The sequence below is a fragment of the Actinoplanes sp. NBC_00393 genome (genome assembly GCF_036053395.1).
Lineage (GTDB): Bacteria > Actinomycetota > Actinomycetes > Mycobacteriales > Micromonosporaceae > Actinoplanes.
Window position 1 is genome coordinate 10858366 of sequence record NZ_CP107942.1, and the last position, 17332, is coordinate 10875697.

General features: G+C 71.4%; 6 protein-coding genes. 4 read left to right on the forward strand and 2 right to left on the reverse strand.

Annotated elements, in window-relative coordinates:
* The first annotated feature begins 25 nt into the window (after positions 1–25).
* Positions 26–4003, forward strand: a complete 3978-nt coding sequence (locus OHA21_RS50240; RefSeq protein ID WP_328467880.1) for a bifunctional nitrate reductase/sulfite reductase flavoprotein subunit alpha — start codon at positions 26–28, stop codon at positions 4001–4003.
* Positions 4004–4009: 6 nt separating this feature from the next.
* On the opposite strand, the gene OHA21_RS50245 is transcribed toward OHA21_RS50240, so the two are convergent.
* Both OHA21_RS50245 and OHA21_RS50250 read right to left on the reverse strand, forming a co-directional pair.
* Positions 4010–7147, reverse strand: coding sequence for an SCO7613 C-terminal domain-containing membrane protein (locus tag OHA21_RS50245; RefSeq protein WP_328467882.1), 3138 nt, complete (start codon positions 7145–7147; stop codon positions 4010–4012).
* Positions 7148–7774: 627 nt separating this feature from the next.
* Positions 7775–8611: a MarR family winged helix-turn-helix transcriptional regulator gene (locus OHA21_RS50250; RefSeq protein WP_328467884.1), complete on the reverse strand. Its 837-nt coding sequence runs from the start codon at positions 8609–8611 to the stop codon at positions 7775–7777.
* Between the two features lie 52 nt (positions 8612–8663).
* Here OHA21_RS50250 and OHA21_RS50255 point away from each other — a divergent pair, with 52 nt between their 5' ends.
* From OHA21_RS50255 to OHA21_RS50265, 3 genes are all read left to right on the forward strand, one after another.
* Positions 8664–9131: a nitroreductase/quinone reductase family protein gene (locus OHA21_RS50255; RefSeq protein WP_328467886.1), complete on the forward strand. Its 468-nt coding sequence runs from the start codon at positions 8664–8666 to the stop codon at positions 9129–9131.
* Between the two features lie 681 nt (positions 9132–9812).
* A complete protein-coding gene (locus OHA21_RS50260) occupies positions 9813–10994 on the forward strand; it encodes a hypothetical protein (protein WP_328467888.1) in 1182 nt (393 codons plus the stop codon).
* A gap of 298 nt (positions 10995–11292) precedes the next feature.
* Positions 11293–17310: a DUF7507 domain-containing protein gene (locus OHA21_RS50265; RefSeq protein ID WP_328467890.1), complete on the forward strand. Its 6018-nt coding sequence runs from the start codon at positions 11293–11295 to the stop codon at positions 17308–17310.
* The last annotated feature ends 22 nt before the right edge of the window (positions 17311–17332 follow it).

Below are 17332 nucleotides of genomic sequence, written 5' to 3' on the forward strand. Positions count from 1 at the left end.
AGTCACCGGACTCAGGCTGGAAGAGGTGCGTGTGGCTGCCGATGTCACCCAGGTGCGAACCGTGTGCGGGTATTGCGGCGTCGGCTGCGGGATCGTCCTCGACGTGGCCACCGGCAGCGACGGCCGCCGCCGGGTGATCAAGGCGAGCGGTGACAAGGGCCACCCGGCGAACGCGGGCCGGCTCTGCACCAAGGGCGCGACCAGCGCCGAGCTGCTGGGTGCGCCGGGACGGCTGTCGACCGCGCTGATCCGCGCCGACCGGGGCGCCGGTCCCCGCCCGGCCGGCGTGGACGCGGCAATCACCGAGACCGCCCGCCGGCTGCGCGCGATCGTCGACGAGCACGGGCCGGACGCCTTCGCCATGTACGTCTCCGGGCAGATGACCCTGGAGGCCCAGTACCTGGCGAACAAGCTGGTCAAGGGCTACCTCGGGACCAACAACATCGAGTCCAACTCGCGGCTCTGCATGGCCAGCGCCGGCACCGGATACAAGCTCTCGCTCGGCTCCGACGGGCCACCCGGGTCGTACGACGACTTCGACCACGCCGACGTGTTCCTGGTGATCGGCTCGAACATGGCGGACTGCCACCCGATCCTCTTCCTGCGGATGATGGAACGGGTCAAGGCCGGCGCCAAGCTGATCGTGGTGGACCCGCGGCGTACCGCCACCGCGGAGAAGGCCGACCTGTTCCTGCAGATCCGGCCCGGCGCCGACCTCGCGCTGCTCAACGGACTGCTGCACCTCATTACTCCGGACCAGGACTTCATCGCCGCGCACACCGAGGGCTGGGCCGCGATGCCGGAGTTCCTGGCCGACTACCCGCCGGACCGGGTGGCCGAGCTGACCGGGATCCCGGAGGCGGACATCCGCACCGCGGCCGAGTGGATCGGCGCGGCCGGCGACTGGATGAGCCTGTGGACCATGGGGCTGAACCAGAGCACCCACGGCACCTGGAACACCAACGCCCTGATCAACCTGCATCTGGCGACGGGCGCGATCTGCCGTACCGGCAGCGGGCCGTTCTCGCTCACCGGCCAGCCGAACGCGATGGGCGGCCGGGAGATGGGCTACATGGGGCCGGGCCTGCCGGGGCAGCGGTCGGTGCTGGTGCCGGCGGATCGCGAGTTCACCGAGAAGGTGTGGGGCGTACCGGCCGGGACCCTGCGCACCGAGGTCGGCAAGGGCACGGTCGAGATGTTCGAGCAGATGGCGGCCGGCCGGATCAAGGCCTGCTGGATCATCTGCACCAACCCGGTGGCGTCGGTCGGCAACCGCCGCACGGTGATCGCCGGCCTGGAGGCCGCCGAGCTGGTCATCACGCAGGACGCGTTCGCCGAGACCGAGACCAATGCGTACGCCGACATCGCTCTGCCCGCGGCGATGTGGTCGGAGACCGACGGCATCATGATCAACTCCGAGCGGAACCTCACGCTCGTGCACCCGGTCGCCGAGGCGCCGGGCGAGGCGCTGGCGGACTGGCAGCTGATCGCCCGGGTCGCGGCCGAGATGGGCTACGCGGCGGCGTTCGACTACACCTGCGTCGAGGAGATCCTCGAGGAGATCAAACAATTCGCCAACCCGCAGACCGGGTACGACCTACGCGGCGTCACCTACGAACGGCTGAACCAGGGCCCGGTGCAGTGGCCGGCCGCCCCGGACGGCCCGGCACGGAACCCGATCCGCTACCGCACGGCTGACGGTGGCCTGCGGTTCGCCACCCCCAGCGGCCGGGCGGTCTTCCACGCCCGCCCGCACCTGGACCCGGCCGAGATGCCGGACGACGACTACCCTTTCGTGCTCAACACCGGCCGGCTCCAGCACCAGTGGCACACCATGACGAAGACCGGCAAGATCGCCAAGCTGAACCGGCTCAACCCGGAACCGTTCGTCGAGATCAATCCGGTGGACGCGGACTGGTTCGGGATCAGTGCCGGCGACCAGGTCGAGATCGCCTCCCGGCGTGGCCGGGCGGTGCTGCCCGCGGTTCTCACCGACCGGGTGCTGCCCGGCACCTGCTTCGCGCCGTTCCACTGGAACGACCTGTTCGGCGAGTACGTCAGCGTCAACGCGGTCACCAGCGACGCGGTCGACCCGCTCTCCTTCCAGCCGGAGCTCAAGGTCTGCGCGGTCTCGCTGACCCGGGTGGCGACGGCACTCCCGGCTCCCGAACCCGTGGTCGCTGTCGTCCCGGCGACGCCGTCGCTGGCGGGGCACGGGATGCTGGGCCTCGACCTCACGCCGCCCGCGCTCGACGAGGATCAGCGGCGCTACCTGTCCGGGTTCCTCGCCGGGGTGCCGGCCGGGCAGACCGTGCCGCCGGTGCTGCCGGAGAACGCGCCGTTCGACCGTGGGACGGCGATGTGGTTGAACGGCTATCTGGCGAGCGCGCTGGGCGTACCCCGCATCGAGACGCCGCGACCCTCAAGCCCGGCGGCGGGCCGCCTGCAGATCCTCTGGGCCTCCCAGACCGGGACCGCGGAGGATTTCGCGCGCACCCTCGCCGACCGGCTGACGGCCACCGGCCGGCAGATCAGCATGCTCGGCATGGACGGCGACGCCGCCGAACTGCTCGACCCGGGCGCCGACCTGCTCGTCGTGACCAGCACCTTCGGTGACGGCGACGCGCCGGACAACGGCGCTGTGTTCTGGCAGTCGATCGCCGGCGAGACCGCGCCCCGGCTCGACGGCCGCCGGTACGCGGTGCTCGCCTTCGGCGACTCCAGCTACGACGACTTCTGCGGGCACGGCCGCCGCCTCGACGAACGCCTCGCCGAACTCGGCGCGGTCCGGCTCGCGCCGCGCGCCGACTGCGAACCCGACTTCGAGGACACCGCGCACGGCTGGCTGGAGAGCGTGGTCGCCGCGCTGACCGCCGCCGCACCGGCCCCCGCGCCCACCCGGGCCGCGCCGCTGACCGCCACCCTCACCGGGAACCGGCTGCTCAGCCTGCCCGGATCGGCCAAGGAGGTGCGCCGGTTCACCTTCGACACCGGCGGCCGCCTCGACTACCGGGCGGGCGACGCGCTCGGCGTCTGGCCGGTCAACAGTCCCGAGCTGGTGGCCGAGTTCCTGGCCGCGACCGGCCTGTCCGCGGACACCGTCGTCGACCTGGACGAGCCGATGACGCTGGGTGACGCGCTGTCCCGGCGGCTGGACATCACACGGATCACCAAGGACCTGCTGCGCTTCGCGGCGGAACGGGGCCACGCCGGCCACCTGAAGACCCTGCTGCGCGCCGACAACAAGGGTGAACTGGCCAAATGGTCGTGGGGCCGGCAGGCCGTCGACGTCATCGCCGAGCACCCGGTCCGGGCGGCCGCGCAGGAGTGGGTGGACGTGCTCAAGCGGCTGCAGCCCCGGCTGTACTCGATCAGCTCCAGCTCGCTGACCGAGCCCGGCCAGGTGAGCCTGACCGTGTCCGTGGTCCGTTTCGACAACCACCTCGGTCGTCCCCGCAAGGGCGTCTGCTCGACCCATCTGGCGGACGCCGCCCCGGGCGCCGAGGTGCCGATCTTCGTGCAGAAGGCCCCGCACTTCCGGCCCCCGGCCGACCCGGCCATCCCAATGATCATGGTCGGGCCGGGTACCGGAGTCGCGCCCTTTCTCGGCTTCCTCCAGGAACGGCAGGTGCTGGGCGCGCCCGGCCCGAACTGGTTGTTCTTCGGCGAACAGCGCCGGGCGACCGACTTCTACTACGCGTCGGAACTGGCCGCACTGCAGGACGCCGGCACGCTGACCCGGCTGGACCTGGCGTTCTCCCGGGACCAGCGGGCCAAGGTGTACGTCCAGGACCGGATGCGGGAGCACGGCGCGGCCCTGTGGGCCTGGCTGCAGGACGGCGCCCACTTCTACGTGTGCGGCGACGCCAGCCGGATGGCGCGCGACGTCGACCGGGCGTTGCATGACATCGCCGTCAACCATGGGCGGCTGAGCGACGAGGCGGCCACGGCTTACCTGAAGCAGTTGGCCGCCGACAAGCGTTACGTCCGCGACGTGTACTGACCGCGGTCAGCCCATCCGGCTGACCGCGTTGCGCACGCGCAGCAGGTCTTTTCGGCGCTGCTCCATCGTGGTGGCGATGCCGACCAGCAGCAGGCCGCCGATGGCCAGCGGCACCCAGCGCGGCACCAGGTCCCAGAACTGGATCACCTCGTGCAGTGCGACCAGCGCCAGCACGCCGCCGCCGGTCACCACCGGCGCTTGGAGCCGGGCCCGGGCGCCGATCACCAGTACGGCCAGGGCGGCGACGCCGAGCAGGAGGCGCCGGCCGTACTCCGGGTTGTACGAGGCGCTGTTGCTGATCACCGCGAGGGTGGGCAGGAAGCCGGCGGCCAGCGCTGGGCCGTACGCGGTCCACGACGGCAGACCGGGTCGTCCCCGGCGGGCGAACCAGCCGGCGGCTAAGGCCAGCGCGGCGGCGGGGAGGGTGTAGAGCTCGGCCGTTTCCACGTCGAGCGAGACGAGGAACAGCCACCAGCCGAGTAGGGCGGCGCCGCCTGCCGCGATCGCGTAGGTGAAGCGGGTGCGGCGGCTCTCCCCTGGTAGCAGAGCCCGGAGGACCAGGACGGTGGACCAGAGCGTGCAGATCACGGCTGCGCGTTCGGTGGTGTCGGTCAGGAAGAGGGCGACCACCGCGGTGGAGTGTGCGACGGCGGCTACCGGTCTGGCCTCGTGCGGCCGACCGTAGCGGGTCAGGGCAGCGTCCAATGCGGCTGCCGCTGCGGCGGCGGCCAGGACGGTCAGGGCGGTGTTGTCGGCGTCCAGGCCGGCGCTGTCGGCGGAGGTGTAGGCGAGGGCGGTCACGGCGAGCGCTGCGGTTACCCAGCCGGTGGTCCTTGCGGACTCGGTGCGGGCGCTGACGCCGATCACGGCTGCCGCCACTGTCAGGAGGCCGAGGGCGGCCAGGGTGGCGCCGTAGGTGGGGGCCGAGCCCGCCAGGCCGGCTGCGGCGAGCGCGCCGAACAGCGCTGCAATCGTCCGGGGTGTGGTGAGGGCGAGCGCTACCAGGCCGGTGAGGCCGACGATCAGCCCGGCCATCGGGACGGTCGGCCAGGGCGCCCGCGCGGCAGCGAACGCCAGCGGAATCGCCAAGGCGAGAAGCGGTGCGGCCGCCGATACCGCGGCGCGCACCAAGCTTGCCGTGCCGGCCGGGCTTGCCGTGTCGGCCGGGCTTGCCGTGTCGGCCGGGCTTGCCGTGTCGGCCGGGCTTGCCGTGTCGGCCGGGCTTGCCGTGTCGGCCGGGCTCGGGTCGTTCGGCGCGGTTGTTGGGCGGCCGGCGGCGTGCAAGCCGGTGAGGGCGGTCCCCACCGCGACGATCAGCACCGCGGTCACGGTCGACCAAGCGACCGGCGAGACCGCCGGCACCACGCCGGACCACATTCCGGCCAGCTCCTCATACGGCTCGAGGAGAACGACCGCCAGATCCGGCCACGTCACCACGACCAGCACCACCGCGGGCACCGGGACAGCGGACGCGCAAGCCCCGGCATTCGCGGCGCGCAGCCACAGCATCGCCGCCACCAGGAGCAAGGCGCCGGCCGCGTAGAGCGCCACCGGATCATCCCCGGCGAACGCCCACAACGGACTCGACGTCGTCAGCAGCAGGGCGATCGCGAGAGCCTCGCCCGCGTACCAGGGGAGCAACCACACCGCGCCGCAGAGCAGGACGACCACCCCGAAAACCGTGCGCACCTGGACCGTCGGGGAGGCCTCCACCGCGATCAAGGCCAGCCACACCGCCGCCGGGACCGCGAGCAGGCCGATCGCCACGGCGCCCGCGCCGGCGTCGGCGCGGCGTGGTCCGGACCGTACCGCCAGGGCCATACCGATAGTGATCAGCGCGATCGCGGCGCAGACACCCGCGGCCACCCCGGGCCGGCCGAGGCCGGTGAGCAGTGCGTGCCCGGCCGCCGCGGCGGAGACCACGAGCCGGACCGCGAGCGTGCCCGGGGTCCGGGCCCGTGCAGCAAGCGCCAGCGCGACCGCGGCGACCAGCATGCCGACGATCGCTGCCGACCACCACGGCAGCCGGAAGGCCGCCGGCGCCAGGAACCCCACCACCGCCAGAGCGGTCAGGCCGAGGTCGATGCGGGTTCGGGCGGGTAACAGGAGGAGGTACGCGCAAACGACCGCCCCCGCCGCCACCGGCAGATCCCGCCCCACGCCGGTGACCGTTTCCGCCCACGGCGCCTCGAACAGTGGCCAGGCGGCCTCGACACTGTTGCGCGCTGCGACGACCGTCCAGCCGGCAACCGCGACCGCCGGGACGGCCACCACGACGAGCGCGCCGATCCACGGGCCGTACCCGACGATTCCCGGCAACCGCGGCCGGGCCACTGCCGCGAGTGCGGCCAGGATCAGTCCGACCACGGCGAGGCGCAGGGTGCCCGTACCGAAATCAAGCCGCACCGCCCAGCCCGCGGCCGCCGTGCCCAGCGCGACCACCAGCAGCCCGCCGGTGACCGCCTGCGCCGGCCGGCTGCCGCTCAGCCACGCGGCGCCGGTTACGACCGCGGTGACCAGCACCAGCACACCACCGGCGGCAGCCGCACGCGCCAACCCGTCGGCGGCGATCAACTCCGGCAGCGTCAGCAGAGCGGCCAGCGCAGCCGCGGCGCCGCCACAGACGTACGCGATCAGCCCCACCCCGTCCACCGCGAACCGGGACGGCCGCACCCGCAGCACCACCACGTTGAACGCGGCCACCCCGGTCAGCGCGAGCGCCCAGCCGAGCAGATCCGGCGAGGCCGCCGCCGCAGCCAGCGGCAGCACCGGTTGGGCAACGAGCAGAGCCGCGAGCCGTGGACCGGGCAGCCCGACCAGCCGCCCGTACCCGAGGGCCGTCACCGCGGTCACCGTGCAGACCGCGGCGGCGTACATCTCCGGGGGTGAACCCGCCACCCCGAGAAAGTCGACCGCCCAGGCCGCGTACCCATCAAGAAGAATCATCAAAAGCCCGACCGCCGCCAGCGTCTCCGCGGCGGCCGTCAGGCCACGCCGAGCCGCGAACGGCGGCACCGCCAGCACCGCAGCCGTGGCCGCGCCGAGCAGCAACGCCCGCCCGAGCACGCCGACCTGGGCCCAGGCCACCGCGGTGAAGACCGCGGCCGCCACAATCAACAGCAACCCACCAAGCGCAAAAAGCACATTTTGTACGGTGACCTGCGCCAACTTCCCCTCAGCCCCCACGGCCCGCGGCGTGCCCGGCCCGTGCTGCGCGTCCCCGCCGGCTGGAGCCGCTTGGAGTCCGGCCGCCTGGGCTGCGGTCGCTTCGGCCGCGCCTGCCTGGGCCCCTTCTGTCTGGGCCCCTCCTGCTTGGGCGCCTCCTGCCTGGGCCCCTTCTGTCTGGGCCCCTCCTGCTTGGGCGCCGGCCGCTTGGAACCCGGCCGGCTGAGCTGCAGCCTGGCCTCCGGCGGCTTGAGCCGCGGCCGCTTGGGCTGCGGCTGCCTGGACTGCCGCGCCCACTCGGAACGCTGCCGCGTTGCGCCGGGTCGTGACGTCGCTGAGGTGGCGCTGCATGGCGTCGAGCTCGGCGCGGGCCGCCTGGAGGCGCTGGTGGAGGCCGGCGAGTTCCGCATCCAGCCGGATCACCTCGATCGCGTCGGCGTCCGGGGCGCGCCCGCAGGACGGACAGCCGGACGCCGAGGAGGCGGTGGCGCCGCAGTATGGGCACGGGTACGAAGTGGTCACGGCCGTTCCAGTGGTGAGGGGGACCCGGGGTGGAGCACAGTGTCCAGCAACTCACCGAAATTCTCTGTCCTGTGCGCAAACTCTTCACTCGCGCATCATGCGGATACGTTCAGCCTGCTCAAGTTGCATGCGCCGCCCCAGACGCAGGAACCCGGTGATCAGCGCGAGCTCGGCAGGGGAGTAGCGGTCGAGAAGCCGCCGCCCAACGTCACCGATCGGCCCGTACACGCGGTCCAGCGTCTCAACGGTCCCCTCGGTAACGGTCACCACGGCCCGGCGCCGATCCACCGGATCAACCTCGCGGCGCAGGTGCCCAGCCGCAACCAGCCGCTGAATAGCAGCCGTAGTAGCGGCCGGACTGAGCCGCGCCGCCTCCGCAAGCACCCCCGCCGTCATCGCCCCCGCGGCCCCAACCAAACCAAGGATGCGCAGGTCAGTCCGGTTGACGCCAAGCCGCCCAGCCGCCGCGTCATCCACCTCGTCCGCGGCTGCCCCAAACTCGGCCGCCGCATCAGCCGCAGCCGTCCGAAGATCGCCCAGCCCGAGCACCGCGTCATCTGTGGCCGCTCGAATATCACCCAGCCCGAGCGCCGCGTCATCGGTGGCCGCTCGAATATCGCCCAGCCCGAGCGCCGCGTCAGCCGCGGCCGCCGTCCCGATGTCGCTCTCCTGGTCCGACGCGACATCCGCGGCCTTGCCTATGCCGGCCTCCGCGACCGCATCTGCCTCGGCCGTCCGCGAGTCGCCCTGTGCCGCGGGCGGGTCGGCCGCAGCCGTCGGGATGCTGCCTTGGCTCGCCGCCGGGTGGGCATCAACAGCTGCCGGCTGCTGGTGTGGAGCTTCGGTGCGGCGCGGTGACCACCGGCCCGTTGTTTTTGAACGAGGAGCCGGTCCGTCCGCCTCGGGCATTTGCTTCGACACTCGAAGGAATATACCGTTCAGGCGAAAGCTTCGATCGTCGAAAGGATTTGCGATGTCGCAAGCGATACGCCGCCTGCCGGGCTGGCTGCCGTTCGCGAACCGTGTCGTTCGAGCGCTAAACCGTCTCGGTCTACGGCTCGGCACGATCCATGTGCTGACCGTTCCGGGACGGCGGTCCGGCGTCGCACGTTCGACGCCCGTCTCGCCGCTGACCGTGGACGGACGCCGCTACCTGGTCGCCGGCTTGCCGGAGGGAGACTGGGCGCGCAACGTCCGCGCCGCCGGTCGCGGTGAACTCACCTCCGGCCGGCGCCAGGCCTCGGTCAGTCTCGTCGAGGTGTCCAACCCGGACGAGAGGCGTTCAGTGATGCGGGCGTTCCCGGTCGAGGTGCCCGGCGGGGTTCCGTTCTTCGTCCGGCTCGGCCTGGTGACGAAGGACGACCCGGACGAGTTCGCCGCTGCGGCAGACCACGTCGCCGTCTTCGAGATCCGCGAGATCGTGCACTCCGCTCCACGTTGAGACACCGCGGCGCATTGCGGGCCCGGAGTCCGTGAATCAGCGTCGCGGATCGGCGCATTGCAGCCCAGTCCGTGGGCCAGCGTCGCGGATCGGCGCATTGCAGCCCAGCCCGCGGTCAGCGTCGCGGGGCGGTGCATTGCACGCTGGATGTCCTCCGGACCCGGGCCGCCGGGCGGCAGACCGGAAGCAGCGTCAGTCGGCCATTCCTCGAAGATACTCGGCGGGGCCTGATCAGCAACAATTCACAGCTGGGCCCATATTTTCAGCCTATTCGATCGTCTGGCTGTGCTTTATTGCTGCTTCCCGTCTATTTATCGGTGCCTGAGTCACAGCTGATGCCTCTAATGTGCCGTCTTTTGCCGGCGGGCTGGGACTTGCGGCGGGTGTACCCGGGGGTCGTCCGGAGCCGTTGGGTTGGCGGCGGCCCGGATGTCGTGCACGTGCCGCCGCACCGTCGACGGGGTATCGGCTTAACTCGTGGTTGCGGCCGATGATCCGTGCATGTCGTAGCCGGCCGGCGAGATGATCGGCGTCCCCGGCGGCAGACCGAAAGCGGCGCGCTGAGCTCCCGGCAAGGGTAAAATTGAGTGCCGTTTGCCGGTTCCCGCACGGCTGAATCCGACGTGAGCGCGTTGTCAGAAAGCGCGCAGTCATCGCCGATTGTCACCCTAGGGTGAGGCGATGGGGATTCTGAAGAACAAGGTTGTCAGGCTTGCCGCCGGTTTTCCGCTGACTGTCGGTCTCTCGGTCGGCGTAGGCCTGCCGATGGCGGTAGCCGACGTCGCGGGAACCGCACGTCCCGCTGCCGCCGCACCTCTCATGAACCCGGCCTCGCTCAAGGACGCGCTGCTGACAGCGGACGATCTTCCGGCCGGGTACGCGGCTCTCGACTTCGATCCAGCCGAGGCCATCGCCGGCATGATCGGCCCCGAGCAGGCAAGCGGCGACCCGTGCGTGGCGGCGGACGCGGTCGACACTGACGAACTGCTCCAGCCCTCCGACGACGACTTGGTGCCGGAGTGGCCAACCACGCCGTGGCGACCGAACCGCCCGCATCGACCGCCGAACCACGACAAGCCCACCAAGCACGACCGGCCCGACAAGCACGACCGGCCCGACAAGCACGACTGGCCCAACAAGCACGACAAGCCGATCAAGGGCGAGCGCCCCACGAAGGGTGACCGTCCGACCAAGGGCGACCGGCCCACCTCGGGCGAATGGCCGCTGAAGGTCGAATGGCCGCTGAAGGTCGAATTGCCGCTGAAGGTGGATCGGCCGGTGAAGGGCAATCCAGGCGACCGGCCGATCACCGGCAACTGGCCCGTGAAAACCGACGACACAACCAAGGGTGACCGGCCCACGAAGGACGACGCGACGAAGGGCGACCGGCCGACCAAGGGCGACAGGCCGACCAAGGGCGACGACGCAACCAAGACCGACCGCCCCGTCAAGGTGATGGCCACCGCCGAACCGAAGTTGGAAGCCGCCGCCTTCATCAAGGACGCGGCTGGCCCCGTGCTCATGGAAACCTTGTACGACGTAGGCCGCCGCCAGGCGCAGACCATGGTCTGGCAGACCGCGGAGGTCCTGGAACGCTGCCCCGACATCGAGAACGAGGGTCTCCGGATCGAGATGGCCCCGCTGCCGAAGATGCCGGATCTCGGTGACGCCTCGGTAGCCGTGACCATGGACGTCACGCTCAAGGAGAACGGCTTCGAGGTCTCGGTGACCGGCAAGCTGGTCGCCATCGCGTACCAGGACGTGTACGTCACCGTGGCCCTGGTCGGCGCGCCGACGCCCAGCACCGCCGAGCTCAAGAAGATCGCGAAGACCGCTCTGCGCAAGCTCGCTGCCGAGGTCTGACAGCTCGAGACCAACTTCCCGCGCGTACCAGATCATGCTCAGCTGACGCTGAGCGTTGTCGAAGGGGCGCTGGCCGTCAGCCCAGCCTCTCAGCTGACGCTGAGTGTTGCTTCCGGGCGGTTGAAGGGACGCTCGGCGTCAGCCAGGACCAGGGCCGCGACCACGAGCCGGGACGGGGACAAGGTCGGCGCAAGCCGACCTTGTCCGACAAAAGAGTGAAAATTTCTCAAAGCTGACTTAGGTTACTCGTGACGACGTGGCGGTCAGAAGCCGCCCGAACCGGATCGGGTTGCCCAAAATGCGTCTGCGGAGCTGCGCCCCCCTAGGCGTACTGATCATGCTCGCCACGTTCTTCCTGGTCTTCCCCTCGGTTCTCACCGGCCCGCAGCATCCCGCCCGCGCAGCCCAGACCACCTGCGCCCTGCCGGTCACGCTGACCAACGGCGATTTCGAAGCACCGGTCATCCGCACCGCCGCCACCATGGAGCTGATCAAAGAGGGCGCCATGCCGGGCTGGCTGACCACCGCCCCAGACGACGAGTTCGAGCTGTGGCGCGAGGTCCGGCAGAATTTCAACGCGGCTTCCGGCCGGCAGTTCGTCGAGCTCAACGCCAACTACGTCTCGGAGCTCTACCAGGATCTGCCGACCACTCCGGGCCTGACGTTGCGCTGGGAGCTCAGGCACCGCGGCCGTCTCGGGCCGGGCAACGACGTCATGGCGGTGCGGATCGGGCCGCCGCCGACGGCGCCGAGCACGACGTTCGTACCCAATCAGAGCACGCCGGTGGCGGATCCGCCGGCGGCCTGGGGCTCCTGGTCGGGGACGTACACGGTTCCGGCGGGGCAGACCACCACCCGGTTCGGGTTCGAGTCGGTCTCGACCGCGCAGAACAAGCCCACGCACGGCAACTTCCTGGACGGCATCTCGTTCGGCACCGCGGCCTGCCTGGAGACCTCCACCGCGGTGAGCGGCACCTCGGCGAACGTCGGCGAGCTGCTCACCTACACGGTGAACACGCAGAACAAGGGCGGTAACCCGGCGAAGAACGCGGTGATGGCCGACGACCTGCCGGCGAACGTGACGTTCGTGCCCGGTTCGATCCGGTCCATCAGCGGGGCGACCAGCACTCCGGTCAGCGACGCCGCAGACTCCGACATCGGTGAGTATGACGCGGCCACCAGGTCGGTCCGGGTCCGCACCGGCACCGGCGCGGGCGCCGCCACCGGCGGGACCATTCCGGTGGGCGAGAGCCGGTCCTTCTCCTATCAGGTACGCGTGAACCCCGCCGCCGCCACCACGACCATCACCAACGACGCCACCGTGAGTTTCCGCGACGATCTCGGCAACACCACCCGTACCTCGGTCTCCAGCGACGTCAGCACCGCCGTCGCCGCGGCCGCCGACCTGGTGATCACCGCCGTCGTGGCCGCGCCGGGCGTGATCGCCGGGCAGACCGCGACCACCGACATCACGATCGTCAACAACGGGCCGAATGCCGCGGGCTCGGTGGTGGCGAGCGCCGTGGTCCCCGCCGGGATCAGCGGCATCACGGCGAGTTCGAACCCGGGCGGCTGCTCGGTGACCCTCTCCGTGGCCACCTGCAATCTCGGCACCCTGCCGCCCGGGACACCCGCCACGATGACCGTGTCCGGCACGGTGATAGCGCAGGCCACCCCGGGTGCGCAGGCGACGCTGACCGCTTCGGTGACGAGCAGCACCTACGAGATCAGCCAGGCGGACAACGCCACCTCGGTGAGCGCCACGGTCGTCACCCTCACCGATCTGGACGTGGTGCTGACCTATTCGCCGGCCACACCGGTGCAGGGCGACACGGTGACCTATCGGGCGGTGGTGACCAACAACGGGCCGTCCCGGGCACTCGCGGTCACGCTCACGAACCCGGTCACGACCGGTTCGACGTACCTCAGCTCCAACCCGGCAGGTAGCGGCGCCTGCGCCTACGTCGGCGTCCCCATTCGTACGCTGACCTGCACCTGGCCGACCCTGGATCCCGGCCAGACCACGTCGGTGGACATCCTGGTGCAGCTGGACGACGCCGACACCGACTCGATCCACAACGCCGTCTCGGTCAGCTCGTCGACCCCGGAGTCCGACGTCACCGACAACAACGCCGCGGTGAAGGCGCCGAGCCTCAAGCAGGCCGACCTCAGTGTGCAGTTGACGCTGGACGCGAGCACCGCGAAGCCCGGCGCCGAGGTGCCGTTCACGCTGACCGTCCGGAACCGGGGCCCGTCGTCGGCGCGGAACGTCTCGTTCAACACCGTCGTGCCGCCCGGGTTCACGATCGTCCGGGATCCGAGCCCGATCTGCACCAGCACGGCCTGCACGATCCAGGAGCTTCCGTCCGGCGTCACGCGACTGATTCGCGGCAAGGCCGTGGTGGGCCTGACCGCGGCGGCCGGCGTCCAGCAGGCCAGCACCACGATCATCTCGTCCACCGTCGATCCGGCGCCGGGCGACGAGACCTCGGTGGTCACCTTCACCATCGAGCTGGAGGCCGACCTGCGGGTGTCGCAGGACCTGAGCAACTCGACCACGCCGGCGAACCCGCTGGTCGCGGGCGAGAACGTGCTCGGCGTCGTCACCGTGGACAACGACGGTCCGACCCGGGCCGAGGGTGTGGTGCTGCGGCAGGCCATCCCGGCCGGGCGGCCCGTTCCGACCGCCACCCCGAGTGCCGGCTCGTGCGCCTTCCAGGGCACGGTGGACCTCGGCGGGATGACTCCGGACGGCGGCGCGTACGTCTGCAACCTGGCCTCCCTGGCCGGCGGATCGTCCTGGCGGATCAACTTCGCCGGGGTGCTGCTGTCGCCGGGATACACGGGCGCCGTCTACGCGCGTACCGCGACGGTCTCGGCGAGTTCGCCGGACCCGGACAGCTCCGACAACACCGTGGTCACCACCCGGGACGTGGAGCGCCGTTCCGACCTGCGGGTCACCAAGACGGCCACCCCCACGTCGCTCGTGCAGAGCGGCACCGTGCAGTTCGACGTCACGGTCCGCAACCACGGACCGTCGGACGCCGTCGGCGTGTTGCTCCGCGAGGAGCCGCAGTCCGGGCTGGTGCTGCTCACCGCGGGTACGCCGTCCGCGGGAGCCTTCGACATGGCCACCCTGATCTGGAGCATCCCGAGCCTCACGGTCGCCGACGGTCCACAGACACTGACCGTCTCCGGTGTCGCCCGGGACAGCGGCACTCTCGTCGGCTGGACCCGGGTCACCGCGTCCGGCAGCACCGATCCCGCCCCGGCCAACAACGCCGCCTCGGCCACTGTCACCGCGACCGCGGCTGCTCCCGCCCTGTCCGTCTCGGTGCTCACCACCCTCAGTCCCGCCTCGACCATCGGCGCGGCCGTGAACACCAGCATCGGCTACGTGTACCGGGTGACCAACACCGGCAACCTGGCGTTGAGCCAGCTCACCGCGGTCGGCACCCGCGGCGTACCCGGTTCCTGCCTCAGCACCACCCTGGCGCCGGGCGACACCACCGACTGCGCGGCCGGCAGTTACCCGGTCACCTCCGCCGACATCACCGCCGGCGTGCCGATCGGCAACACCGTCACGGTGATGGCGGCTAGCGCGATCGACACCGGGCCGGTCCAGTACGCCCAGGTCACCGCGAACGTTCCGGTGGTGGTGGCCCGGCCCGCTCTGGCCGCCGTGGTGACGCCCAGGGTCTCGACGCCGAGCCGGCTGCACGCCGTGGCCGCCGGCGACACGATCGAGTACGACTATCAGGTAACCAACAACGGCAACGTGCACATGGTCGACATCGCCCTGGCCGACACCAGGACCGGCCCGGTGACCTGCCCGGCGTCGACGCTGGACATCGGCCTCTCGATGACGTGCCACACCCAGGCCGGCGCCGGCTACACGGTCCTGCCGAGCGACCTGGACGCCGGCCTGCCGATCACCGACGCCGTCTCCGTCACGGCCCGGCCGACCGGTGTCACGGGCCTCGCGCCGTACGGCACCTATCAGGCGAGCGTCACCGTCGCACCGCCGAACCCGGCACTCACCCTCACGGTGGACTCCACAGTCCCGGTGCCGGTCACGGCCGGTGACGGCATCACCTACCGGTACCGGCTGAGCAACACCGGCAACGTCACCGTCAACAACGTCGAGGTCAGCGACACGAAGGTCACCGGCGACAACTGCCCGGCCACCATCGCGGCCGGGGCCACGGTCACCTGCTACTCGGCGCCGGCCCAGCCGTACCGGGTCACCCAGGACGACGTCGACGCCGGGCACCCGGTGGAGAACGACGCCATGGTCACCGGCCAGGGCGCCACCCCGGGCAGCGCGGCGGTGGCCGCCGAGGGCGGTACGTCACTCGCCGTCGATCCGTCCCGGCCGGCTCTCAGCATCACGGCCACCGTCATGGTCATCCCGCCGGACCATGCGACCGGGGTGGCACGCGGTGACCGGATCGACGTCGCCTACCGGGTCCGCAACACCGGCAACGTCACGATGCGCGAGGTCACCGTCGTGGACACCCTCGCCGGCTCGGCCACCTGCCCGAACACCGCGGTGCTCGTGAACACCGAGATGGTCTGCGCGTCCACCCCGTACACGGTGAATCAGGGGGACGTCGACCGGGGCGGGACGCTCGACTCGACCGCGCGGGTCCGGGGACGCAGCCCGGGGCAGGCGAGCGCCGTCCCGTACGCGTCGGTCCCGGTCAGCGTCCCACTCGCGGTGGGCTCGCCCGGTCTGACCCTGGACGCCCGCGCGCTGGTCAGCCCCGCCGACCACCGCACTGCCGTCGACGAGGGCGACGAGATCGACTACGAGTACGTGGTGGCCAACGCGGGGGCGGTCACGATCCGGCAGATCGCGGTGACCGACAGCCTGTTCGGCCCGGCCGACTGTCCCGGCACCGCACTCGGCCCGGGCGAGTCCGTCACCTGCGCTTCGCCCCGGCCTTACACGGTGACCCGCGCCGACGTCGACACCGGCGGCGAGATCACGAACCGGGTGTCGATGAGCGGCCGCACGCCCGACGGCCGGGACCTGAGCTACGCGCCGGTGATGGTCGGGATCAACCTGCTCGTCCCGGAACCGGCGCTGCGCGCGCAGATCACGCCGGTGGTCACGCCGCCCGCGCACCGCAACGCCGTCGAGGCCGGCGACACCATCACCTACCGCTACGAGGTGGCCAACACCGGCAACCAGGTGATGTCCGGCATCAGCGTCACCAGCAGCCGCGGCAGCACGGTGCGCTGCCCGGCAACGGCGCTCACGGTCCGATCGAGCATGATCTGTACGGGCGACGCGCACATCGTCACTCAGGAAGAGATCGACGCCGCGACCCCGATCACCGAGGAGATCTTCGTCGCCGGCACCCCACCCGGCTCCGGCGGGGCACAGCGGTTCGGCCCGTTCACGGTCGATGTCGGTGTGGTCGAGGCCCGTCCCACGCTGACCCTGGAGATGTCGATCGGGGTCACCACGGCGGCGGTCAGCCCGGCGGTCCGGGCCGGCGATGTGATTCGGTACCGCTACGAGGTCCGCAACACCGGCAACGTGACGGTTCGCAACGTGACCGTCGACGACCCGCGGGCCGGTGCCGTGACCTGCGAGGACACCCGTCTCGCCGTGGGCGCCGGCACCGGCTGCACGGCCGAGGAGCCGTACCGGGTCACCCAGGACGACGTGGACGCCGGACGGGCGATCGTGGCTCGCGCGTACGCCCGCGGGGTCTGGTCCGGAACGGACCGCGCGGTCTCCTCCGGCCCGGCGCAGGTCTCGGTCCCGGTCGCCGCGCCCAGCCCGCGGCTCGCCGCCGCGCAGAAGGCCGCCTGGACCGACACCGACGGTGACGGCAAGCTGAGCATCCGCGACGACGTCGTCTCCACCGTGGTGGTCACCAACACCGGCAACGTGACGCTGGTGAACATCCGGGTCACCGGGCTGCCCGCCGCGGTGACCTGCGCAAAGACCGCGGTCGCGCCGGGCGCTTCGGTGACCTGCGTGTCCGGCGTCTACCACCTGAGCGCCGCGGAGATCGCCAGTGGCAAGCACACGTACGAGGCGCACGTCACCGGCGACATGACCGTGGCCGACTCCCCGGGCGCCGAGGCCCGCGCCCCGTCCACCGTGGTGATCCCCGCCGAGCCGTCCCGCGGTTCGCCGCCACCCCGAACAGTTCCGGTCACCGGCCCGCCCGTCGTGTCGTACCTGATGACTGCCCTGGTCCTGATCGTCGGCGGACTCGCCCTGCTGCTCCTGACCGAACAGCCACCGGGCCGCCACGCCGGGCGTCCGGGCCGCCACGCCCGGCCGGCGCGCTGATCTTGCGATCACCACGGTTGGT

Coding starts and splice junctions, on each gene's coding strand:
- OHA21_RS50255 (WP_328467886.1), top strand. CDS start 8,664: ATGTCGCAAGCGATACGCCGCCTGCCGGGCTGGCTGCCGTTCGCGAAC.
- OHA21_RS50260 (WP_328467888.1), top strand. CDS start 9,813: ATGGGGATTCTGAAGAACAAGGTTGTCAGGCTTGCCGCCGGTTTTCCG.
- OHA21_RS50265 (WP_328467890.1), top strand. CDS start 11,293: ATGCGTCTGCGGAGCTGCGCCCCCCTAGGCGTACTGATCATGCTCGCC.